Source organism: Psychromonas sp. psych-6C06 (assembly GCF_002835465.1).
Classification (GTDB): Bacteria; Pseudomonadota; Gammaproteobacteria; order Enterobacterales; family Psychromonadaceae; genus Psychromonas.
In genome coordinates, this window is sequence record NZ_PIZM01000006.1 from 468,670 (window position 1) to 492,282 (window position 23,613).

The 23,613-nt window shown below is 39.6% G+C and carries 20 protein-coding genes; 7 read left to right on the plus strand and 13 right to left on the minus strand.

Annotated elements, in window-relative coordinates; translation table 11 throughout:
* Nucleotides 1-20: 20 nt before the first annotated feature.
* The 7 genes from CW745_RS10685 to prmA form a co-directional block, all read right to left on the minus strand.
* Nucleotides 21-296, minus strand: coding sequence for an HU family DNA-binding protein (locus CW745_RS10685; protein WP_101108630.1), 276 nt, complete (start codon nucleotides 294-296; stop codon nucleotides 21-23).
* Nucleotides 297-454: 158 nt separating this feature from the next.
* The gene (locus tag CW745_RS10690; RefSeq protein ID WP_101108631.1) at nucleotides 455-1,036 is read right to left on the minus strand and encodes a YjaG family protein; all 582 of its coding nucleotides are present in this window, start codon (nucleotides 1,034-1,036) and stop codon (nucleotides 455-457) included.
* A gap of 157 nt (nucleotides 1,037-1,193) precedes the next feature.
* Complete coding sequence (locus CW745_RS10695) at nucleotides 1,194-2,867, minus strand: glycosyl hydrolase family 18 protein (RefSeq protein ID WP_202973188.1); 1,674 nt, start codon at nucleotides 2,865-2,867, stop codon at nucleotides 1,194-1,196.
* A 116-nt stretch (nucleotides 2,868-2,983) separates the two neighbouring features.
* Complete coding sequence (locus CW745_RS10700) at nucleotides 2,984-4,282, minus strand: isoprenylcysteine carboxylmethyltransferase family protein (RefSeq protein WP_101108633.1); 1,299 nt, start codon at nucleotides 4,280-4,282, stop codon at nucleotides 2,984-2,986.
* Between the two features lie 167 nt (nucleotides 4,283-4,449).
* Complete coding sequence (gene fis / locus CW745_RS10705; RefSeq protein ID WP_101080750.1) at nucleotides 4,450-4,749, minus strand: DNA-binding transcriptional regulator Fis; 300 nt, start codon at nucleotides 4,747-4,749, stop codon at nucleotides 4,450-4,452.
* A gap of 13 nt (nucleotides 4,750-4,762) precedes the next feature.
* Nucleotides 4,763-5,722 (minus strand): tRNA dihydrouridine synthase DusB, encoded by a 960-nt coding sequence (gene dusB / locus CW745_RS10710; RefSeq protein WP_101108634.1) that lies wholly within the window; start codon nucleotides 5,720-5,722, stop codon nucleotides 4,763-4,765.
* A 152-nt stretch (nucleotides 5,723-5,874) separates the two neighbouring features.
* Complete coding sequence (gene prmA, locus CW745_RS10715; protein ID WP_101108635.1) at nucleotides 5,875-6,759, minus strand: 50S ribosomal protein L11 methyltransferase; 885 nt, start codon at nucleotides 6,757-6,759, stop codon at nucleotides 5,875-5,877.
* A gap of 191 nt (nucleotides 6,760-6,950) precedes the next feature.
* On the opposite strand from prmA, the gene CW745_RS10720 reads away from it, so the two are divergent.
* Nucleotides 6,951-7,589 (plus strand): response regulator transcription factor, encoded by a 639-nt coding sequence (locus CW745_RS10720; RefSeq protein ID WP_101108636.1) that lies wholly within the window; start codon nucleotides 6,951-6,953, stop codon nucleotides 7,587-7,589.
* Between the two features lie 217 nt (nucleotides 7,590-7,806).
* Here CW745_RS10720 and CW745_RS10725 read toward each other — a convergent pair whose 3' ends face one another.
* The 3 genes from CW745_RS10725 to acs form a co-directional block, all read right to left on the minus strand.
* Complete coding sequence (locus CW745_RS10725; RefSeq protein WP_101108638.1) at nucleotides 7,807-9,465, minus strand: hybrid sensor histidine kinase/response regulator; 1,659 nt, start codon at nucleotides 9,463-9,465, stop codon at nucleotides 7,807-7,809.
* A gap of 323 nt (nucleotides 9,466-9,788) precedes the next feature.
* Nucleotides 9,789-10,235, minus strand: coding sequence for a type II 3-dehydroquinate dehydratase (gene aroQ, locus CW745_RS10730; protein ID WP_101108640.1), 447 nt, complete (start codon nucleotides 10,233-10,235; stop codon nucleotides 9,789-9,791).
* A gap of 118 nt (nucleotides 10,236-10,353) precedes the next feature.
* On the minus strand, nucleotides 10,354-12,300 hold the full coding sequence (gene acs, locus CW745_RS10735) for an acetate--CoA ligase (RefSeq protein WP_101108642.1): 1,947 nt from the start codon (nucleotides 12,298-12,300) through the stop codon (nucleotides 10,354-10,356).
* Between the two features lie 391 nt (nucleotides 12,301-12,691).
* On the opposite strand from acs, the gene CW745_RS10740 reads away from it, so the two are divergent.
* The 4 genes from CW745_RS10740 (at nucleotide 12,692) to CW745_RS10755 (ending at nucleotide 16,052) form a co-directional block, all read left to right on the plus strand.
* Nucleotides 12,692-14,092 carry a hypothetical protein gene (locus CW745_RS10740; protein WP_101108643.1) on the plus strand — a complete coding sequence of 467 codons (1,401 nt, stop codon included), beginning with the start codon at nucleotides 12,692-12,694 and terminating at the stop codon, nucleotides 14,090-14,092.
* Nucleotides 14,092-14,781, plus strand: coding sequence for a prepilin-type N-terminal cleavage/methylation domain-containing protein (locus CW745_RS10745; protein ID WP_101108644.1), 690 nt, complete (start codon nucleotides 14,092-14,094; stop codon nucleotides 14,779-14,781). Before CW745_RS10740 ends, CW745_RS10745 begins: the two co-directional genes overlap by 1 nt.
* A 69-nt stretch (nucleotides 14,782-14,850) precedes the next feature.
* Complete coding sequence (locus CW745_RS10750) at nucleotides 14,851-15,363, plus strand: hypothetical protein (protein ID WP_101108645.1); 513 nt, start codon at nucleotides 14,851-14,853, stop codon at nucleotides 15,361-15,363.
* Complete coding sequence (locus CW745_RS10755) at nucleotides 15,351-16,052, plus strand: NRDE family protein (RefSeq protein WP_101108647.1); 702 nt, start codon at nucleotides 15,351-15,353, stop codon at nucleotides 16,050-16,052. Before CW745_RS10750 ends, CW745_RS10755 begins: the two co-directional genes overlap by 13 nt.
* Nucleotides 16,053-16,115: 63 nt before the next feature.
* On the opposite strand, the gene CW745_RS10760 is transcribed toward CW745_RS10755, so the two are convergent.
* The 3 genes from CW745_RS10760 to nagB all read right to left on the minus strand — a co-directional run bounded on the left by CW745_RS10760 (nucleotide 16,116) and on the right by nagB (nucleotide 19,916).
* Complete coding sequence (locus CW745_RS10760; RefSeq protein WP_101108649.1) at nucleotides 16,116-17,351, minus strand: ROK family transcriptional regulator; 1,236 nt, start codon at nucleotides 17,349-17,351, stop codon at nucleotides 16,116-16,118.
* 497 nt (nucleotides 17,352-17,848) lie between these two features.
* Nucleotides 17,849-18,982 (minus strand): N-acetylglucosamine-6-phosphate deacetylase, encoded by a 1,134-nt coding sequence (nagA, locus tag CW745_RS10765; RefSeq protein ID WP_101108650.1) that lies wholly within the window; start codon nucleotides 18,980-18,982, stop codon nucleotides 17,849-17,851.
* Nucleotides 18,983-19,115: 133 nt separating this feature from the next.
* On the minus strand, nucleotides 19,116-19,916 hold the full coding sequence (gene nagB, locus CW745_RS10770; RefSeq protein WP_101108652.1) for a glucosamine-6-phosphate deaminase: 801 nt from the start codon (nucleotides 19,914-19,916) through the stop codon (nucleotides 19,116-19,118).
* 259 nt (nucleotides 19,917-20,175) lie between these two features.
* On the opposite strand from nagB, the gene nagE reads away from it, so the two are divergent.
* Together nagE and glnS are read left to right on the plus strand one after the other, a co-directional pair.
* Nucleotides 20,176-21,636 (plus strand): N-acetylglucosamine-specific PTS transporter subunit IIBC, encoded by a 1,461-nt coding sequence (gene nagE, locus CW745_RS10775; RefSeq protein ID WP_101108653.1) that lies wholly within the window; start codon nucleotides 20,176-20,178, stop codon nucleotides 21,634-21,636.
* Nucleotides 21,637-21,876: 240 nt separating this feature from the next.
* Nucleotides 21,877-23,532, plus strand: coding sequence for a glutamine--tRNA ligase (glnS, locus tag CW745_RS10780; protein ID WP_101108654.1), 1,656 nt, complete (start codon nucleotides 21,877-21,879; stop codon nucleotides 23,530-23,532).
* The last annotated feature ends 81 nt before the right edge of the window (nucleotides 23,533-23,613 follow it).

Genomic DNA, 23,613 nt, shown 5'->3' on the forward strand with positions numbered 1-23,613 from the left:
TTATCAGAAGCAATTAACGGTTAGCCATTAACTGATTCTTTAAGTGCTTTACCAGCAACAAAAGCAGGCACGTTTGCCGCTTTAATTTCGATATCCGCACCTGTTTGTGGGTTACGACCTGTACGTGCTGCACGGTGATTTACTTTGAAAGTACCAAAACCGATTAACTGCACTGGTTCACCATCTTTAAGGCTATCAGTGATGCTTGAAAGAATTTGCTCTAAAGCCGCTTTTGCTTGTACTTTAGTCAGTTCTGATTTTTCTGCGATTTCTGCAACAAGTTGTGTTTTGTTCATTTATCGATTTCCATAATGAGTAAGAGGTAAATTGATGTAACTTACCGAATTAATGTATTTCAAGTGCTATTGCTAAGTAAAGCTTAATGAGTGTAAAAGTCTGATATATCACTTTTAAATGTCCTTATTGTGTTAAAAATCACATAAAAAAGGGGACATTAGTCACTCAGAGCAATGCCTAGGTTAGTTACGCCGTATTCTTGCACGTAGGTTTTCACTGATTTTATCAACTCTGGGCTACGCTCAGCGTCTAGCATTTTTAACAGATGAGTCTGAAATTTAAGCTCTTCAGTAAATAGAGGGTGGCTTTGTAGTGCTTCATCTTCTATCTCTTCACCACTTTGCAATTCAATAAAGCTAGCAATGGTAGAAAAGCTTGTTTGGCTCGCATTGAGCGCTTCTTCTTTTGATTTAATTAAAAAAGAGTTAAAGGCGCAACTCAAAATAACACAATGTTCGATAGCAGGATAAACACCATAAAAGTCATAATCGCGGGAGTCTGGAATAATGGTATCGAAGTGCTCTTGTTGCGTGGTGAAATTAATTTTTGCTCCTTTAACGGTCATTTTCTCCCAGAAAAGATCGTTAAGTTTATCAATTTCTTCACCTAAATCAGTTTCAACCGCATCACAAAAAAGATGAAAATGGAGCAAGGTGTGTTCACTTAATGCCATGCAAAAGACACTTTGTTGCCAGCCAAGCAAGTTTTTTAATGGTTCGTTAATCGGTAATGAAAGCATATTTTTCCTAGGGTAGGGGGGCGTTGAATCGCAAACATTATGTATACCTAACCTCCTCGTTATTGTAAAGCGGGCATCGCCATAAGTCAGAGATAAAAAAACCACCCGAAGGTGGTTTTAATTATATTGTGTATTCAAAGATTAAACTGAGATGTTATTAGTTTAATGTATTCAAGAATGCACGATGTGGTTTAGAGAAGTTGTAACCGTCAAATGCATCCCAGTTAATCGACCATGTCATTAGACCACGGAAGTTAGGGTGTGCGTTTGCTGGTACGTAGTTACCACAGCTTGTTAGGCTAATTAAACAACTAACTGCATCTTGAGCAGCTTGAATAGATGTAAAACCACTTGATGCAGAGCTATTACCAGAAGGTAGGCCGTACGCCATTTGGTCTGCACGTAAACCACGGAAGTAATTTAATGGATCAGTACCGCCACCTGCTTGGAAACCAGTGATCATCATATCGCTTAATGCAACGTGGAAATCAGTAGTACCAGGGAAGTAGATAACGCCATCAGAGCCCGTTAGTGAGCCTGTGTTGTAATGTTGTACGTGTAAAAGATCAAGATCTTCACGTAAACCATCAATCAACGGTAAGTAAGCTCCCCAGATGCCACCAAAGTTTTGTGCGCCACCTTGAACGTAAGCTGTTTCTGGTGCCATCGTTAAGATAAAGTCTTCACCAAAGCGAGCTTTAAGTGTTTTAACTGCTTCAATCATGTAAACAATTGCTGGTGTTTTAGCAACTTGTACCTGATCACCCGCAGTCATGTTCATTGAGCCACCTTCAAGGTCGATATCTAAACCATTTAAGCCGTAAGTTGCAATAATGTCACCCATAGTGCGGATGAAGTTATCACGTGCTGTTGGCGTATCTAAAGAGATGTGTGCATTTGCACCACCTAGAGAGATAAGAACGATTTTACCTTCTGATTGAAGTTTCTTAACACCAGCTTTGAACTCTTCTTCAGTTTCTACGTTATTACAACCGATTGGACATAGTTCAAAGGCAACTTCACCTTCTGCACCACCACGTTTGTTTTCAGCAAATGAAAGGTTAACAATATCCCAGTCACGAGAAACATCGTCTAGACGAATGTAACCAGAGCCATTGTCAAAGTTATGCCAGTAACCCACTAGCGTACGTTTCGGTAGTTTAAGCGATGGTAAATCACCGCCAGATGAACTACTTGATGAAGAACTGCTCGAAGAAGAGCTTGAAGATGATGAGCTACTTGATGAAGAGCTTGAAGATGAAGAACTACTTGAACCAACGTTACAAGACTGTCCTTTATCCCATGCATCATCCCAATGTGCGCCTGTCTCTGGTGCATATGCCCAAGCCGCGTCTGAAGAACACCAGCCTGCAACACTACAACTAAACTCAAAACCAGCATTTTGAACTAACTGTCCGGCTGCATATTTAGTCCCAGCAACATATTGCTCAGCATCACAACCAGTACCTGTGCCGCCTGATGAGCTACTGCTTGAAGATGAGCTACTGCTTGAAGAAGAGCTGCTGCTTGAAGAGGAGCTGCTGCTTGAAGAAGAGCTACTGCTTGAAGATGAGCTACTACTTGAAGAAGAGCTAGAGCCACCATCACACATCTCAGGAGTACCCCAAACAGTCCATTGTCCAGAGTTAGAGGCTGGTGAATCACCCTTTGTCCACCAAGCTGCTTTATACGCTAAACCATCTTGTTGCACTTGTTTACCACCAGTGTAAACCGTATTGCTATCCCACTCTGCAATTGCGCTACAATCAGCTGCAAAAGCATTGCTTGAAAATAGCCCCGCAGCAAGTAGTGCCGCAGGAATTAATTTCATTTTTATTTCCATATCGTTACTTTCCTTTTCCTTATTTAAAAAATCAGCAAAGCTGATCACCAATTAAACGTATCTCTAGGAATGAGGTACGTTTAAATTTTTTAATTTGCTTCAAGTTACTGGCTGTTAAATAACTGCCCGCGCTTGAATTTAATAATGGGCAGGCGATGACCTACCCATGCAAATAATCCATGTTGTTCAATATACTGTGCATACCGGACATAATTTTCATCTGCTGAAAGGTGCTTTTCTTCAGTTCGTGCGCGTAAAAAATAGATAACGTTTTGTAGTAGTAACAGGAAACTCAAACGTAATTTATCATCGAACTCAGGGGCGACTAAGAAAGGCATGAAAATTAACCACCAAGATATATTTTTAGCGATGTAAGCGGGATGTTTGGTATATCTAAATGGGCCATTAGTTAAAATACCGCGGTGGGTCAGGTTTGAAAAACGGATACCAAAGGCCATGCTTGCCCACACATAAATCACCACGAAAAATAGAATCAGCGCTCCATAGCTAAAATGCACCAGTGGTAAATCCCAGAAAAAATTACTCCAATCTCTGCCACTATTGTAGCTAATATACAGGGAGCCAAATACTGCGCCCCAAAAAGGTTGATAACAGATAAGGGCAATAAACCAGCCAAAAAAGGTAGGCTCTGTTGAGCGGATATGCGCATCAAACAAGCGCACTGTAAAACAGTATCCGACGGTGACAAAAAGCAGGTCGATATAAAAGAGAAAGTTATTAAAAAATTGGTAAAGGTTAAGAGAATAGCGTGCGCTAAAGTCACCTGTCAGCGTAAATATTTGTGTTATATCTTGATTAACAATGAGGTTAAGGTTGTTTGATGAGTATTTAAACATTAAAGGTAAAAAGAAAAGCTTTACTGTCCAACCGAGTAAAAGTTGACTGATACTTGACCAATCAACTGATCTGTTTCTTCCTAAAATGAATGCGCCTAATTGCCAGTAGCCATCTTTTGGCGAAACCATCATACGATCAACAAAATAAAAATAGGGGATAGCAACAAGGCATAACCCAGTGAAAATGGATTTCAGTAAATTAAAAAAGGTATCGTAATAACCCCCGCGATACTCTGGAAATAACCAGTAAACCAAGGCAACAAAAGCGAGGCAAGCATAAAAGCCAACTAACTTAATCGCTGTTCGAGTTAAGGAACCTGTATTGTTCTGTTTAAAATCTAAACCTGTGGTAGAGTTTTTGTAAGACTTTAAAAAGAGAGATTCAAGGAAGATAATCGGTATTGCAAGCGACAAGGAGGCAATAATAATCGCTAGGCTAGGCGATGACAGATCGCTACCGCGAAGCCATACAAGGCTGGATAGTGAGCATAGTAATCCAACAGCATTAATCCGCATGCTGGTCGGAGATTTAGGGCATTCTATCATTCAAATAATCCATTATATGAATAGTCGTCGTACAACTTCCTGTCGTTCGATTGATGGATGTTAGCAAAGTGTATTTGAAAATGGTGTGATTTATAGAAGATTTTTACTATTTAGATATAAAAAAAGCGACATCGATGTCGCTTTTTTCTTTTAAACTGGGTGGTTAATTAACCCATGCCATATTTTTTCAATTTTTTACGTAGCGTACCACGGTTAATACCTAGCATAGTTGCTGCACGAGTTTGATTACCACGTGTGTACTGCATGATGATATCTAACATTGGCGCTTCAACTTCCGATAATACTAACTCGTATAACTCAGTTGTGTCTTGGCCGTTTAGCTGTGCCACGTATCCAGAAACAGCTTGACGCACTGAATCTCGAAGTGGTTTTTGAGTTATTTGCCCGGTAGCCGGAATACTGGTTGTTGTTGTAAGTGCTTCTTGAGGAATATTTTGTTCAAACATGGCTGTTAACTCTTTAATTATTCAAAAAAATTTCTAATATATTTAACTGCTCGTTAGGGCAGTCAATAGCATTAAATTGTCGTTTAAAATGACCTAATTGATCTTGCGCTTGTAAATACCAACCTACGTGCTTCCTAGCAATTCGAGGACCCATCACTTCACCATAAAATGCATGTAGCGCTTGTACATGATTTAATAAAAGTGCGGTGACTTCCTGTTTATCCAAAGGTGCTTTGTGCTCACCTGTGGTTAAGTAGTGGTTTATTTCATTGAATATCCAAGGTGCACCCTGTGCACCTCGTCCAATCATAATGGCGTCTGCTCCTGTGTGATCAAGCACAAACTTGGCTTTTTCAACACTGGTTATATCGCCATTAGCAATCACGGGTATGGTTACATTTTCTTTAATTATTTTTATTGTGTCGTACTCTGCTTCGCCTTTGTAAAGGCATTGGCGAGTTCGACCATGTACTGCAAGTGCTTGGATACCAGCTTGTTGGGCAATTTGTGCTATTTCTAGACCGTTTCTACTTTCAGGATCCCAGCCAGTGCGAATTTTCAAAGTCACAGGTATATCTACCGAATCAACCACAGTTTCTAAAATTGCTTTCACAAGTTCAGGGTGAGGCAGTAGGGCAGAGCCCGCTTTCTTTTTGTTCACTTTTTTGGCTGGACATCCCATATTGATATCAACAATCTGCGCGCCTTGTTGCACACATAGCTGTGCAGCGATGGCCATTGCTTCTGGCTCGGAGCCTGCAATTTGCACGGAGCGAATACCCGATTCGCCATGGTAATCCATTCTTAACCTAGATTTTTTGCTATTCCATACGCGGGGATTAGACGACAGCATCTCAGAAACTGCGAGTCCAGCACCTTGATTTCTACAAAGCTCACGGAAGGGACGATCAGTCACTCCGGCCATTGGCGCTAAAATTATATTGTTGTCTAATCGATGTTGCCCAATCTGCATATAAAACAGTCAATCTCTCTAACTCAAGGCGGCGTAGTGTACGCATTTTTGCAAGCAGAATAAAGGTTAATAATTAACCATTTTGCAATTATTTTGCTTGCAAATCGCCCAATATTCAGATTGATCTCATTTTTGTGGTTTTTTTGTCTGTTTTATAGACGCTTTTGACCTGATAAGCGTGCCCACTCTTCTTTCACTTTTGCAGTGTCCATATCAAACCACTCGCCATAGGTTTCAATGAGCTCTTCTGCTTGTTGCTCAAGAATGCCTGAAAGAGCTAATGAACCACCTGGTTTAACGAGCGCTTCAATATTGCCGGATAGCTCCCGAAGTGGCCCTGCAAGAATATTAGCAACGAGTACGTCAGCAAGAATGCCTTCAGGTAGATCGGCAGGCAGGTAAAGCTCAAGTTGGTCTGAAACACCATTACGCTCTGCGTTATCCCGACTAGCTGTAATGGCCTGTGGGTCGATATCAATTCCGATAACACGCTTCGCACCTAGTTTTAGTGCAGCGATAGCAAGAATGCCCGAGCCACAACCAAAGTCTAATACGACTTTGTTTTGTAAATCCTGACCATCAAGCCATGCTAAGCAAAGTGCGGTGGTGGGATGTGTGCCTGTTCCAAATGCTAAACCGGGGTCGAGCATTACATTGACGGCATTTTCATCGGGAACGGGTTTCCAACTTGGGCAGATCCAAAGACGCTCGCCAAACTGCATCGGGTGGAAATTATCCATCCACTCACGCTCCCAGTCTTTATCTTCTAATTGCTCAATTTTAAAAGCAAAATCGTTACTTAATAATGGGCTACCTTTAAGGACTTCAAGGATCGTTTCCATATCTGCGTCAGCTTCATATAAGCCTGTGATATCTGTATCGCCCCAAAGACGAGTTTCGCCCGGTAAGGGTTCAAAAACTGGCGTATCTTGGGCATCGGTAAAGGTCGCTGACAATGCGCCGTTACTCATCAATAATTCGCCAATATCCTCGGCATTTTCAGAGGTTGCATTTAATTTTAGTTGGATCCAAGGCATCTTATTTATCCTAGTGTGATTAAGTTTTTAGGGAGAATACAGGGAAGCGAGTAATTTTCCAATGGTGTAAAAAACAAACGATACGGTTCAACTTTAAAAATCTGTGCTTTAAGGCCTGATATGTGGATAAGTTGATTGTAAATTCTTCAAATTATAATAATATGAGCAAGTTTTCTCCACTGGGTTAAAGAATGAATAAAATTGTAATCATCGATGATCATCAGCTATTTTTACATGGGTTAAAATTAACCCTAGAAAATAGTAATAACGAGGTACTGGTATTTGATAATCCATTACTTGCGTTGATGCAGATCGAACGATTACAACCAGATCTTATTTTAATGGATCTGTGCATGCCTGAGATGGATGGTATCTGTTTAATTGATGAGCTAGCCAAACGGGGTATTTTGTCACCTGTCGTGGTTCTTTCTGCCTGTGAAGAGTACAAAGATGTATTAATTGCACTTCAAAAAGGCGCGATGGGTTTTATTCCTAAAAACTATGCACCACAGGATTTGTTATCTGGGTTAGAGTCAGTGCTCATGGGGAATATTTTTGTTCCTGAAAACATTCAACATCAGTTGGATGTTTTATTACAAGAAGAACAACAAAACAAAGTACGTTATCATCTCTCTGGGCGTCAAGCTGAAATATTAACGTTGTTGTATAAAGGTAAAACTAATCGAGAAATTGCTGAACTGTTATCTATTTCACCTGATACGGTTAAATTCCATCAAAAAGGTATTTATCAGGTTTTAGATGTATCAGGTATGAATAGTCGCGCTAAAGCGATTGAAAAGGCGTTACAAGTTGGACTACTACACGCTTAATATAACACTCAGACAAACTCTTCTTATTATACCAAATTCACTAAATAACTGATCAATCTTACTGGTTAAAAGAAGCTATTTCAGCGTTAAAAATTTCGTAAAGGGAACAACCATTTGCATCAATTTTCGCCTTGAACTAACTCCTTTTTCCTGCGTAATATTTGATCACTATATTAGCGGAATTGGTATTACTCCCAATACTCCCTTTAAAAAATACTTAATGGCTTAGTAGCTGTCGCAATAGTAACCTTAATGCAGCTGGCTTTATCGGCTTATGCAAAACTTTATACAGGTTAGATGCTCCCTCTTTTAGTTTATCGGGATCTACTTCACCGGTTAATAAAACGGCTGGAATACCTTGTTGCTTTTGCGCTACTTTAATCAGGTCAATGCCATTTTTTTCACCTGGTAAACGATAATCAGAGATAATAAGTGCGTATCTATTTTTTGCCAAAACTTGTAATGCTTCTTGACTATTGTCAGCACAATCAACCCGGTAACCCCAGTTCTCTAACAACATTGATAATGCAGCTAAAATGCTAGCATCATCATCAATGAGGAGAATCGACTCGCTACTTTCTGTTGATAATGCCACTTTCTCTTGTATTATTTCTGTTTCTTTTCCTTTTGCAACTTGGAGTGAAAAACAACAGCCAACCTCAGTACTTTTAACTAATATCTCTGTATTTAACAGCTGTGCTTTTCGTTGTGATAATGCTAAACCTAAACCAATCCCTTTCGCTTTATTGTGCTGTGGATTTTTAGGGTAATACTGCTCATCAAATAGTGAATCTAGGTGCGCTTGAGCGATGTTAGGGCCTCTATTATGGACTTGTATATTAACCCCTGTTTTACTCTCACAAACCCTTAATAGAATTTTCCCTGATTGCTGGTGGCCATGTATTAAAGCGTTACTGAGAAGTTGCTCAATAATTTCACTGAGTATTTTTGCGTCGCTATAAAGCGAACATGGAGCAAGGTGGGTTTTCAGTGCAATATTTTTTTCTTTGGCAAGCAATCTATATTTCTCTATCGCACCTGAAAAGCAGGTTGATACAGGTACGTTTTGAATATTAGTTGGCAGAGTTTTGGTGTCTAATGTCGCAAGCTCTAATAATGAAGAGAGCCAATGGTCTAATTGTGTTGACGCATTCATTAAGTTTTCAATGACAATGCTTTGTTGTGCGTCTGAGGCTTGCTGTTTTATCAGGTGGCTATATAAAGCAAGGCTACTTAATGGCTGACGAATATCGTGAATAATATTTTTTAAATAGAAGGACTGTTGGTTTTCTAAGCTGGGCCCTCTTGTGGCTTTTACTGGGCTACTTTTAGAGCTATAAGTATTGTTTTTTATGTGTGAATAGACAGTTAAAAAGCCCAGTGTGAAGAGAAACACTAAGTTTAAAATAAAGACTAACGTGCTGGTATCGCCAACCACTGCGGTAAAAGTATAACTAATGATAGCAATGAGGTTATTGGCTATGAGCAATTGGAAATTATAAGAGAGAATATAAGCGTAAAAAAGTGGTAATAGTAAGGTGAAGTAGAGAAAACTATTTTGTGAAGTCTGTGTTTCAAAGTGACTATTTATGGTGATAAATAGGGTTGTAAAAAGCGTTAATATCGGTATTAAGCGAAGGCTCTGTGCATCTTTGTTAGCAATTAAGCAATGGATAAGATAGGTACACAGGAAAATAGCAGTTAAGGGTAAAATTAAAGGTAAATTGAAAGCAGCGGGGGGCGCAAAAAAACTGTAACTTTGTAGTGTGCCGACTGCATAGAAAAACAAAAAAGCGATGAGTATGACAATGTTATAGAGGCGAAGCGATTGCCACCTTCTAAAAAGAAACTCTTTATTTGTCTGCTTTTGGGTCATATGTAAATTTTATTTATGTAACTTGTTGATGATTATAACAGTTTTATTCTTTGTAGAGATTAAAATATGGCAAAAAAAAAGCCTAACAAAGTTAGGCTCGCCTGTAATATGTCTCTTATTATTACAACTTTTTATAACAATCAAAGTCCATTTTGGGCATCAAAGTGGGTTTACTACTATGCCTTAATTCCTTAAGACAAGTTAAGAATGCACTACCCTGCCCGTTAAAGTAACTACCTACCCGGGTAGTTTTTCAGACTTATTGCATTAATTTCCTTTCTGAGTGAAATTAATGTGATGTATATCACCTTTAATGGGGCTTGCTAATGGCTTAATTTTGCTTTTATAGATTGTAATGCAAGTGAGTACCCCTGTGCACCTAGCCCACAAATAACTCCCTGTGCAACATCAGACAGAAAAGAGTGATGACGAAATTGTTCTCGAGCATGCACATTTGAGAGGTGTACTTCTATAAATGGGATATTGACGCCTAGTAACGCATCTCTTATCGCAACACTTGTGTGGGTGAATGCCGCTGGGTTAATAATAATAAAATCGATTTGATTAAATGAGGCGTGAATTTTTTCGACGAGCTCATACTCTCGGTTACTTTGTATATGAGTTAAGTCAATGTCCATAGCTTCGGCTTGTATGCTTAACTCATCAATAATGTCATTGAGTGTTTGCTTTCCATATACCTCTGGCTCACGTTGTCCGAGTAAGTTTAAATTGGGACCATTTAACACTAATACTTTAATTTTCTTTGGCATAAAAAAAGACTCCTAAAACAAGATGTTTAGGAGTCTATCTGCTTGGTAATTAACTAGCTAGTTTTCTCTTTAGGTAGAGTAAATAGGGGAGACAAAGGTCTCACTTCATTAGCGAATGTTAAAGTTCAGCATTTTCTTTGATTAATTGATCAACCACACTTGGGTCTGCAAGTGTTGATGTATCACCTAACTGGTCACTTTCACCGGTTGCAATTTTACGTAGAATACGACGCATGATTTTACCTGAGCGAGTCTTAGGTAAACCTTCAGCCCAATGTAAAATATCAGGTGTGGCAATAGGTCCAATCTCTTTACGTACCCATTGTTTTACTTCTGCGTAAAGCTCTGGAGAAGAGAATTCGCCTGCATTTAAAGTGACGTAGGCATAGATGCCTTGACCTTTAATTTCGTGCGGAACACCAACAACAGCCGCTTCTGCAATTTTAGGATGAGCAACTAATGCACTTTCGATTTCAGCTGTACCCATACGGTGCCCTGAAACGTTTAACACATCATCAACACGGCCTGTGATCCAGTAGTAACCATCTTCATCACGTCGCGCACCATCTCCAGTACAGTACATGCCTTTAAAGGTTGAGAAGTAGGTTTGTTCAAAGCGATCGTGGTTATTATAAAGTGTACGCATCTGCCCTGGCCAGCTATCAAGCATAACCAAATTACCTTCAACCGCACCTTCTAAGATAACGCCATCGTTATCAACTAATGCAGGCTGTACACCAAAGAATGGACGTGTTGCTGAGCCGGGTTTAAGATCTGTTGCACCTGGAAGTGGGGTAATTAATATGCCGCCCGTTTCTGTTTGCCACCATGTATCAACGATAGGGCAAGATTTATTGCCTATTTTATCGTAATACCATTCCCACGCTTCTGGGTTAATCGGTTCACCCACTGATCCTAGAATACGTAGGGACTCACGAGTAGTTCCTTTAATTGCATCGTCGCCTTTTGCCATTAATGCACGAATTGCAGTCGGGGCAGTATAAAGCAGGGTAACATTATGCTTATCGACGACTTCACTCATTCGTGCTGTCGTTGGGTAAGTTGGAACGCCTTCAAAGAGTAATGTCGTCGCACCATTTGCCAGTGGTCCGTATACCAAATAACTATGACCTGTTATCCAGCCTACATCAGCGGTACACCAGTAAATATCACCTTCTTGATAATCAAAGATGTATTTAAAGGTCATCGTTGCGTAAACAAGGTACCCACCAGTAGTATGCAGTACACCTTTAGGCGTTCCCGTAGAGCCTGATGTATACAGAATAAACAGAGGATCTTCTGCATTCATTGCAGTTGGTTGACACTGTTCTGATTGTGGGGCTGTTATTTTATCCCAGTCTAAATCTCGTTGATCATTCCAAGCTACATCACCACCTGTGTTTTTGAAAACAATGACTTTTTCAACGCAATCTGTTCCCTCTTTTTCTAGCGCTTCATCAACATTTGCTTTTAATGGAACAGCACGGCCACCACGACGACCTTCATCGGCAGTAATAACAATTTTTGATTTACTATCAATAATACGACCTGCAATGGCTTCGGGAGAAAAACCACCAAAAACAATTGAATGAACCGCACCAATACGTGTACAGGCAAGCATTGCAACGGCTGCTTCTGGTGTCATAGGCATGTATAAACAAACCACATCACCTTTTTGTACACCTTGTTCTTTTAATGCGTTTGAAAATTTACAAACTCGCTTATGAAGTTCATTGTAAGTAATACTCTGATCTTGATCAGGAGAGTCGCCTTCCCATAGGATTGCTACTTGCTCTCCTTTTGTTGCTAAATGGCGGTCAATACAGTTGGCAGAAACGTTAAGTTCACCATCCTCAAACCATTTAATATCGATATGTCCCGGATCGTAAGAGCTATTTTTAACTTTAGTATATGGTTTAATCCAATCTAAAATTTTACCCTTCTCACCCCAAAAAGCTTCTGGGTCACTAATAGATGCAGCGTAGTCTGCTAGATATTGGTCATTCGTTAACAGGCTTTTTTCAGCCAACTCTGCTGATACAGGATAAACGTGATTTTCACTCATTCTTAACTCCATCTAATAAAGAGACAAACATTAATTATATTTTTAATGCTTGACGTTGTTTGATATTTCGCCACGTAGTCTAAAACAGCAAAAAAAAATAAATTGTGAGATGGCTAGAGCTTGTTAAACAAATGTTAATTAGCTGTGTATGTAAAATGTTTTTTGCGATCAATATCAATAAAAACAGCAGGCTATAAATAACAGCTCTCTTTCCCTTTATATAAGTGCGGGATTATTTTGCTTTTATGCCTTATTTTCCTAAACTTAATAGAGCGTTTTAATTCATTTTATTCTGATATTAGATTATATATTGCAATAAAAAACTCTTATGTTAACGCGGTAACTTGTTGTTTAGATTGAAATTTATCAAATGGCATTGCAGGAGTCGACTATGTTTTCTCGCAGGACATTTATTCAACATAAAATGAAAAGTGTGGCAAATCAACAAGGGTTTGCTGTTTTAACTTCTGCGGTATTACTCAGTATGGCTGGTATTGCCTTTACAGCTAATATGGCCTCTTCTCAATTAGTTGATAATCAGATTATTGGAAATTACTACCGAAATAATGAAGCATTTGCGAATGCAGAATCGGGGATGAATTTCGTTCTTAGCCAGTTAGATGATTCAACTATCGCTAAACAAATGTTAGCCAACCTGCCTTATGAATATGAAAATAGTAGCAACCATTTCACCATTAAAGTTACGCAGGTAAATCAAAGTAAGATCCTTATTACTTCTGATGCGACATCAATGGACGGCAGTGCAAAGCGACAAATTAATCTTGAAGTAGACTTTTTTGTTAGCTTCCCTATTCCTGCTGCTGCTGTTTCATCAAATGGTAAGCTCAATTTAGATGACAGTGCGTTAGTGAATGATGGTTGTGAAGGTTTGGCTGCGAGTGATTGTTTAGGTGGGGGTAATATTGCTGAGCATATGCTAGTGAGTAACCCTGCTATTGAGGAAGACGCAGATGATTTATGCTCCGGAGGGCAACTTGGGGAAAATGTTATTGCTGATAATGTATTAAAGGGAGAAGGGGATGAAAAAATTATTCAGCCTAACGAGGACGGAACAGGGTACGATTGGGGAGAGCTCTCTATTCCCGAAGGCTCTGAAATTGGTGGCTTAACACCTGACTCTGATCTTGATCCCAATTCACTCTTTGAAGCAACTTTTGGGATGGAGATGAGCCAGGATAATCTTGATGACCTTTGGGATAATGCTGCAAAAATAGACATGCGTTATGGTGGTGATTGCTCCGATATGTTGCAGGATGTGAGCGATCAAGATGAAATTGTATATATCAAGGGGGATTGTAATATTAGTCAGTTTTATGCTGAGCAAAGTAAAACCTCCGAAAATAAGGTCTTTTCTATTGGTTCAACAGAATATCCAAAACTTGTGTTTATTGAAGGTGGGACCTTTATCACTGCACCTAACACGGGCACATCTGTGGTTGGAATGCTGTACTTTTTACCTGCAATCCGCGAGCTTGTTGATGACGATGGTAACTATATTGATGAAGATGGTAACCTGCTCGCTGAGGATGAAGAGCCAATTAAAGTCACCGATGCAAGTGTTGATATGGGAGGGATTGACGTCAATGGAGCTTTATTAAGTGAATATAAGTGCTCTCACGACGGTTACGATAAAACCGATAATAAAGGCACCAAACAACATTTTTCGGCGCGTTTTGATAAGTTAGTATTAGAAGCTCTTTATTCCGATCTCGGTATGGGAGTATCGGGAACTGGCTATCGTTTAGCAGCAGGCACATGGAGAGACTTTTAATGAAATCTTTTAGCTTTAAATTAGGGTTTTCACTGGTGGAAATATTAGTTTCTTTGTTTGTGGTTAGCTTAGCCGCTGTCAATATTTCTGGTCTGCAAAAAATGGTGGGCGATCAAAATAGAAATAATTTCGCACATACCGCGGTTGTGGAGCTCGTTTCAGAAAAGTTAGAAGAGGTAATGCAATTTGATGATATGAATGACGTCCTTAATCTACATAATACTAATGAAACCTATCAAGACAGAGGAACTACCTTTCACTTACTTTGGCATATTAATTCAGTGTCAGGAGCATCAATGACATCGCCAATTCGTGAAGTTTCGATTGATGTTTCTTGGCCAGATGCCACGGGGGCTACACAAACTTTTAATTATGCCGAGCAAATATCGTTTGCTATGTTGCTCGAAGGTGCAGGGGGAACCGCTGGAACAAATGACTTCCCCTATACTATTAGCAATTTATTAGGTACAGATCAGGTCGGATACTTTGAGTCCAAAATGGGTTATAAAAAATCAGCCTATGTTATTTATAATAGCCAGCTTTTTCAGGCAACCGCAGTTCACTCGGTTGGTAATGGCCATCAAAGAGATGTCACTCCCCCAATGAGTAGTGACGGAGAAGTTTCTGAAGGCTGGGAGCATCTAGGGCGAATTGACGATCCAGACCTTTCTGATCTATTTACCGACTGAAGAAAATAGTGATGCCCTTTGTAATGGTATGTTATTGTTAATTTATTGAGTTACAGCAAAGAGCTTCACATGATCAATAGCCAAATACAAATATTAGCGCAGGCTGAAAGTTATCTGCTTTCTGTCACACCTGAGCAATACCAAGAGATTAAGTCTCCTCAGTTTATCAGCTCTTCTGGGCAACATTTACGTCATGTTTTAGACCATTACGTGGCAATGATCCGTGGTTTAAAAGTAGGATGCATTGATTATGATAAGCGAAGTCGAGGCGGTTATGTGGAGTCTGATATTGAAGCAGCCCGAAACTTAATTTTGGAAATTAAATCGTGGTTGTTGGTGCTTACTGATCAGCTATTAACCAAGCCTTTAATGTTATCGACTGAGGTTTGTATTGAAGAAAAGCGAGTGATCACAATGACTACAAGCCTTGCGCGTGAATTAGTTTTTGCTTCCAGCCATGCTATCCACCATTTTGCAATGATGGCACAAATATCAAAAGCTCAAAATATTGCGATTCCAGACAACTTTGGACTTGCGCCTGCAACAGCGACCTTTATGCGAGAGCAATCATGTGCACGTTAACCTATCAATTAACTGAAACAGGTTACGGATTATTTTTCAACCGTGATGAACAACGTAGTCGTGCGCATGCAATCCCACCCGCAGTAAATACCCACTTAAATGCGATATATCCAATTGATCCCGTCGGAAAAGGTACTTGGCTTGCTGTGCATAAAAGTGGTTTATCATTAGCTTTACTGAATAATTACCAAGCAGAAAGAAAACAATTGGCTAGTAAGTTTACCAGTAGAGGTGAATTAATATTGAAGTTACTTAATGACAGTGGGAATGTGATTAAGTCTCTTAAAGCACTCTCGTTGACCTCATATCAACCATTTCAATTATGTGTTTTCCCTAAAGCGTTAACGCGAAATAACGAACGCGTACATTACTTTCTGTGGGATGGCGATTGTTTGACTGAGCATAACAATACGTTACCAGTTACCTCTTCTAGTGTTGAATACGCAAAGGTTTATGAATCGCGAAGCCGTGTATATCAAGAGACGATTGTAGAGCCAAGTGCAACATCAGAGCAGTTTATTGAGTATCACCAATCTCAACAAAAAGATGGGGTGCTTGGTGTGAAAATGTCTCGTTTAGATGCACAAACGGTCAGTTTTAGCTATATCAGTGTGGGTAAGAAAATTCAGTTTTCATACCGAGATTATTTAAATAACAGTGAATATTTGGTTGATATGGAAAAAGAATAATAGGCATAAAAGTACCTCTTTGCCTAATTGAAGCTGATCTTCTGTTGCAAGTCGGAGCGGTTGTTATTTTGCTTTAATGTCCATTTTTTGTAAAAGTGCACCTTCATAAATAGCTTGCTTAATTAATGCAAAAGAGGCAATGGTTGAGTTTGCGGGTAAATCTGAAGAAGATATTTCGATACGATTTTGAAAGTCAGGAAGTGATTGGTGGGTAATACACTGTTTTATTGAACTGAATAAAGTATTTTGCGCCGTGGTTATTTTACCTGCAATGACGATTTTTTCAGGATTGAGCATATTAATTAAAATGGCAATGGTTTTACCTAGGTAGCTTCCTGCTTCAGCAACAATTTTTTCACAGAGTGGATCGCCAATCGCCGCTGCTTGGTAGATATTTTCGATATTAAGTGTTTTTTCACTTAAAGGTGTATATTCACCTCTGCTAATGGCTTGCTTTACTTTTTCAACAATCACGGTATCACTTACCTCTGTTTCAAGGCATCCAAAATTACCACAGTGGCACTGCGTACCATTAGGGTTTACTTGAATATGGCCAATTTCACCAATGTTGAAATTGGCCCCTAACAGCTCTTGGCCGTGCACAATAATTCCAGAGCCTACTCCATGATGGATGCTGATAACAATCGAGTCTTGACAGTTTTTAGTTGCGCCAAAGTAGTGCTCTGCTAGTGCCAATGCGCGCGTGTGGTTACCAATGTAGGTGGGAATATTGAATCTGCTTTCTAGGATATCAACAAGTGCTGTATTGCTGAGTTTACCAAATGCGGTGTAGATAACTCTGCCTTGTTGCGGATTAATTAAACCTGAAAGAGTGATCGAGATGGCTGATATTTTATTACCTAAAGCTTGCTCATCATTGATTAAGGTTTGTATCTCATGTTTTAGTAACTCAATGAGTTGTTCACCATCTTTTTTCTCAATGTTAATGCGTTTATCCGTCGATTTGTGGCCTGTTAAATTATAACGACTTAGTGAAAGTAATTTACGGCCAATTTTAATAGCAATGACATAAATATTTTCGGAGTTTGGAGCTAAAGATATGGCACAACGTCCACCCGTCGAAGCTTGCCTTTCAGTTTCGGTGATGATCCCTTTTTCTATCAAGTGTCTTGTTATTTTGGTTACACTAGCAGGAGCAAGGTTGCTAACTTTCGCTATTTTTACTCGGGAAATTGGCGCGTGTTGCTCAATGACTTTGTAGATGTGGGCACAATTAACCTGTTTAATAAGATCAATATTTGCAACGTTAGAAACTAGTTTTGAGTTTTTTTGTTGCATATGATACCTATCCTTAGGGGCAGTTGATCTTTCGAGTTTATTTTTGCAACAGTTTATTGGCTATTGCTGTAATGACTTCATCAATACCACGCAATACAAAATAAAGAGCCATTTTGCTGTTTATACAACGCTGAGCCTATGACCTGTGGTTATTTCACATGAACAGGCAAAAACGCAGTAAAAATGGTCAAAAAATGTTGCCCTAGGGGGTCAACACAACACCCTTTGCCCTTGCTCTATTTGACTACTTGAAACAGTACGCAATACAAAACGACGTTTTGCTATCCGTCAGACGAACCTCGCTTAGAGTGACTAAGCAACATTCCGTCTGCCGTGCTCAAAACGCGTTATATTGAACAAAATTTAAACGGCAAAGAACAACAGACCCTAGGTGTTATAAATATTAGAAAGAGTAAAGTTGCGTTTGTTGCTAGTCAATTTACATTGTCTAGAATTGTACGTCAGCTTTACTCTAAGTCATAGTTATTAAAAATAGATTATGAAGCTTTGTAGATACCATTAACAACCGTGGCATTTACTTTATAATCGTTGCTAAAAACAGTAAGGTTAGCAATTTTACCTGCTTCAATGCTTCCTAGCTTATGATCAACAGAGATTGCCTTAGCTGGGTAAAGTGTTGCCATACGAATAGCTTCATCAAGCTCAACGCCAACAAACTTTACCGTTTGCTCTATTGACTCGATCATGGTTACCGCTGAGCCACCTAGCGTACCATCTGCACCAAAACATTTGCCATCTTTGTAGTATACAGTCGTACCCACAAAATCAAATGAATCGATATTTGCGCCTGCTGGGGCAACTGCGTCAGTAACTAAAAACAGTTTTTCACCCATTATTTTTTTAGAAATGCGTACATTTTCGTAGGCAACATGGAAGCCATCTACAATCACACCTGCATAAATATCGTTATCATAGATAGCACCAACAACACCTGGCTCTCGGCCTGTAACTGGAGTCATCGCATTAAATAGGTGAGTTGCGCAGTTTGCGCCATTATCGATTGCAACTTTAGCCTGTGCGTAAGTTGCATTGGTGTGTCCAAGTGAAACGACAATATTGCTTTCACTTAATTGTTTAACTACTTCTGCAGGGCAATTTTCAGGGGCTAGTGTCAACATGCCAACAATATCACTATTTTCACAAATAAGATCAATCATCGCACTGTCAGGTTTACGGATAAACTCTTGACGATGGATCCCTTTTTTCTCAACACTTAAGTATGGACCTTCTAAATGTAAGCCTAAAACTTCATTAGGTGTTTTATCCATATAATTGCGAGCGACGTTTAATACGCGCTTAATGCCTTCGTCGGCATCTGTAATAAAAGTAGGTAGGTAACTAGTGGTGCCTGATTTGAGGTTAGCCGCTTGCATAATTTCAAGCGTTTCTTGTGTTTCTGCACCGTTGAGCATCACGCCTCCACAGCCGTTGAGCTGTAAATCGATGAAGCCCGGCGTTAGGTTTGAGCCATTCAAATCGATGCATTCGATATTTGCATCAAGTTCGGATGTGCTGACAATACGTTTGATTAAGTCATTTTCAATAACCACTGCGTGGTCAGTTAATATTGCTTGTGTAGTGAATATCTTACAGTTAGTTAGTGCGTACATTGGGTTCCCCTTAAATAGATAGGGGCCGGCGCCTTAGCGCCGCGATTGCATACCAGTTAGCCATAAGATAGCTTTGATAAGAACTAGTATTTGCAAAATGTAGAGCAGAGCTCTATCCCCTTGATGGTGACCTTTACAGGTTACCGATGTTGTCTGCTTCAAGCTCAGTGAAGTACTTAAGTGTTTTAACTTTAAGCTCCATGGTTGCGCCTTCATCACAAGCGATAATCGCTTTAGGGTGAAGTTGAAGTGCAGATACTGTCCATAAATGATTAACTGAACCTTCAACAGCAGCTTCAAGCGCAAGCGCTTTATTATGACCCGTTACAAGAATGAGTACTTCTTGTGCGTCAAGTAGTGTACCCACACCAATGGTCAATGCTAATTTTGGTACTTGATTTATGTCATTATCAAAGAAGCGTGAGTTTGCAATGCGAGTATCAGGTGTCAGTGTTTTGATACGCGTACGTGAAGCAAGTGAAGAAGCTGGCTCGTTAAATGCAATGTGACCGTCAAGACCGATACCACCCATAAATAGGTTAATTTTACCGTAACTTTTAATTTTGTCTTCGTAACGTTGACATTCAGCTTCTAGGTCATCAGCAAGACCGTCCAGAAGGTTAATATTTTTTTCTTGGATATCGATATGATTGAAGAAGTTGTTGTGCATGAAGCTGTAGTAGCTTTCTGGGTGTGAAGGTTCGATACCTACATATTCGTCCATGTTAAAAGTTACTACGTTTGCAAAGCTTACTTCACCTGCTTTATAAAGTTCAATTAAGCGCTTGTAAGTCGATAGTGGAGTACCACCTGTTGGTAAGCCTAAAACAAACGGACGATCAGCAGTTGGAGCAAACTTATTGATTGCATCAACGATATAACGAGCTGACCAAAGACCAACTTCAGGTGCTGAATTAAGTGGGATTAAACGCATTTTATTCTCCAGTATTTAAAGTAAATTATAAAGTTAATACGTAGCGTAAATTAAGTTTGTGCAACTTACCACCATATTTTAACTAAAAAGGACATTATAGTTGATTACTATCACAAAATAGTTTGTTTTGATTTGCGTAGGGTTAGAAAGTCTTTACAGTCATAGATAGATTTTTTCACGTAGTGCCTTTTTTGGCGTTGCTAAATAAGATCAAACATAAAAACACATACACGAATAATCAAACTTAGGAGAGTTAATAGTGAATATTCTTGGTTACATGCAAAAAGTAGGTAGAGCCTTAATGGTTCCGGTGGCAGTATTACCTGCTGCTGCAATTTTAATGGGTATCGGTTACTGGATCGATCCAAATGGTTGGGGTGGTGAATCTGCGCTAGCTGCATTTTTAATTAAAGCAGGTGCTGCTGTAATTGATAACATGTCTGTATTGTTCGCAGTTGGTGTTGCTTACGGTATGTCTAAAGATAAAGACGGTGCTGCTGCACTTTCTGGTTTAGTAGGTTTCTTAGTAGTAACAACACTACTTTCTCCTGGTGCAGTTGCACAAATTCAGGGCATTCCTGCTGCTGATGTGCCATTTGCATTCAATAAAATCAACAACCAATTCGTTGGTATCTTAGTAGGTATTATCTCTGCTGAGCTTTACAACAAATTCTCAGGTGTTGAACTACATAAAGCGTTAGCGTTCTTCTCGGGTCGACGTTTAGTGCCAATCGTAGTATCAGTGGTAATGATCGTTGTATCATTTGTACTAATGGCTATCTGGCCTGTCATCTTCTCTGGTCTTCAGTCTTTCGGTGAAACGATTTCGGGTCTAGGTGAAGTTGGTGCTGGTATCTACGCATTCTTTAACCGTCTATTGATTCCTGTTGGTCTTCACCATGCACTAAACTCAGTGTTCTGGTTTGACGTTGCAGGTATTAACGATATTCCTAATTTCCTATCTGGTCAGTCTGGCATCGATGCTGGTACAGCTATTCTTGGTAAAACAGGTATGTACCAAGCTGGTTTCTTCCCAATCATGATGTTTGGTCTTCCTGGTGCAGCGCTTGCTATCTACACTGCAGCTAAAGTTGAAAATAAAGAAAAAGTTGCATCTATCATGCTTGCCGCTTCTCTATCTTCTTTCTTCACTGGTGTAACAGAGCCTCTTGAATTCTCGTTCATGTTTGCAGCCCCACTACTATACGTAGTACATGCACTATTAACGGGTGTTTCTGTATTCTTTGCTGCAAGCATGGAATGGATGGCTGGTTTTGGTTTCTCTGCAGGTCTTGTGGATATGGTTCTTTCTTCACAAAACCCGCTAGCTAAACAATGGTACATGCTAATTGTTCAAGGTGTTGCATTCTTCGCAATCTACTACTTCGTATTCCTAGCGCTTATTAAAGGTATGGATCTTAAAACGCCTGGTCGTGAAGAAGCAGATGCTGATGCACCAAAAGCTTCAGCTGCAAAAGAAGATGCGGGTGAGCTAGCAAACCAATACGTTAAAGCATTGGGTGGCATTGAAAACCTTGAAGTAATTGATGCTTGTATTACACGCCTGCGTCTTACATTAAAAGATCGTAGCATTGTAAGCGAAGCTGAACTTAAAGGTCTTGGTGCAATGGGTGTTGTTAAGCTTGGTGAAAATAACCTACAAGTTATTATCGGTCCACAAGCTGAGAGCATTGCTAACCGTATGAAATCGGTAAAATAAACGATTTATTGCTGTCAGCTTAAGGCTGACAGTCAATATTTTTTAAAGACACTGCTTGCAGTGTCTTTTTTTTGTCTGCTATTTACCTTTTAGCTTGAGCTTAGCGGTGGAATATTAGATGATTGCCTTCTTGTTATTTGTAATAGTTTACCTTTAGTGAAACACGGAATTTCTGTGTTTGAGCGAGGTAATTCGTAAAATTATTACTTTTCTTATTTGTTAAATTTTTAGAGGTGAGCAATGACTCAGGTAGACAATAGCCCAAGCAATTTTATTCGTAATATTATCGATGACGATCTTAAAACGGGCAAACACCAGTCTATCCAGACTCGCTTTCCGCCAGAGCCTAATGGTTATTTACATATTGGTCATGCCAAATCGATCTGTTTAAACTTTGGTATCGCTGAAGACTACCAAAACGCAGCTTGTAACCTGCGCTTTGATGACACGAATCCAGTCAAAGAAGACGTTGATTATGTTAATGCAATCGAAAAAGATGTGTCATGGTTAGGTTTTAAATGGCAGGGGGAAGTACGCTATTCTTCAAATTACTTTGAACAACTTTATGCTTATGCCGTTGAGCTTATTGAAAATGACAAAGCTTATGTATGCGAATTGAATGCGGAGCAAACACGAGAATACCGTGGTACATTGACCTCTCCCGGTAAGGATAGCCCTTTTCGTGCTCGTTCCGTTGCTGAAAATCTTGACCTTTTTGCGCGTATGCGTGCAGGGGAGTTTGAAGAAGGTTCGATGATGTTGCGCGCCAAGATAGATATGGCATCGCCAAATATGAAAATGCGTGATCCTGTTATTTATCGTATTCGCTTTGCTCACCATCATCAGACGGGAGACAAGTGGTGTATCTATCCAATGTACGATTTCACGCATTGTATTTCTGATGCGATTGAGGGAATTACACATAGCTTATGTACTTTAGAGTTTGAAGACCATCGTCCATTGTATGATTGGGTTTTAGCGAACATTACAATTGCTGCTAAACCACGCCAAATTGAGTTTTCACGCCTTAATTTACAGTACACATTAACCTCTAAACGTAAATTAAATGCATTAATTGAAGAGAATATCGTAGAGGGCTGGGATGACCCACGTATGCCGACGATTTCTGGTATGCGTCGCCGAGGTTACCCTGCTGCATCATTACGTGAGTTTTCCAAACGTATCGGTGTAACAAAACAAGAAAATACCGTAGAGCTGGCTTCTTTAGAGGCTTGTGTTCGCGAAGATTTAGAAGCTAATGGGCCACGCGCAATGGCTGTATTAGACCCAATCAAAGTGATTATCACTAATTACGACGAAGGCAAAAGTGAGCAGTTAATCGCACCTTGTCATCCGAAAGATGAAGCGATGGGAACACGTGTATTACCGTTTTCTCGTGAGTTATATATCGATCGCGCTGATTTTAAAGAGGTAGGTAATAAGCAATATAAACGCTTAAAGCTTCATAAAGAGGTCCGCCTACGTAACGCTTATGTTATTCGTGCAGATGATTTTAAAACCGATGATGCAGGTAATATTACCGAAGTACATTGTACTTATGATCCCGGCACATTGGGAAAGAACCCTGAAGATGGCCGTAAGGTAAAAGGTGTTATTCATTGGGTTGATGTTACCAACAACTGCCCTGCAGAGTTTCGTGTTTATGATCGCCTCTTTTTAGTTGATAACCCTGCTGCTGAAGACGATGTGCACAGTGCGTTGAATCCAGATTCACTTATTGTTAAACAAGGATTTGTAGAGCTTAGCTTAACAAATGCTGTTGCAGAAAAAGCATATCAGTTTGAGCGAGAAGGGTATTTCTGCGCAGATAATCAAGACTCAAGCGCAGAGCATTTAGTATTTAATCGTACCGTAGCATTACGTGCTACTTTTTAATGATACTAAATGCTAACAGAGGAATTAAACAGGTGAACACTATTGCTTGTTAAAACTTACGCCACCTGTGTCGTGGGCTTG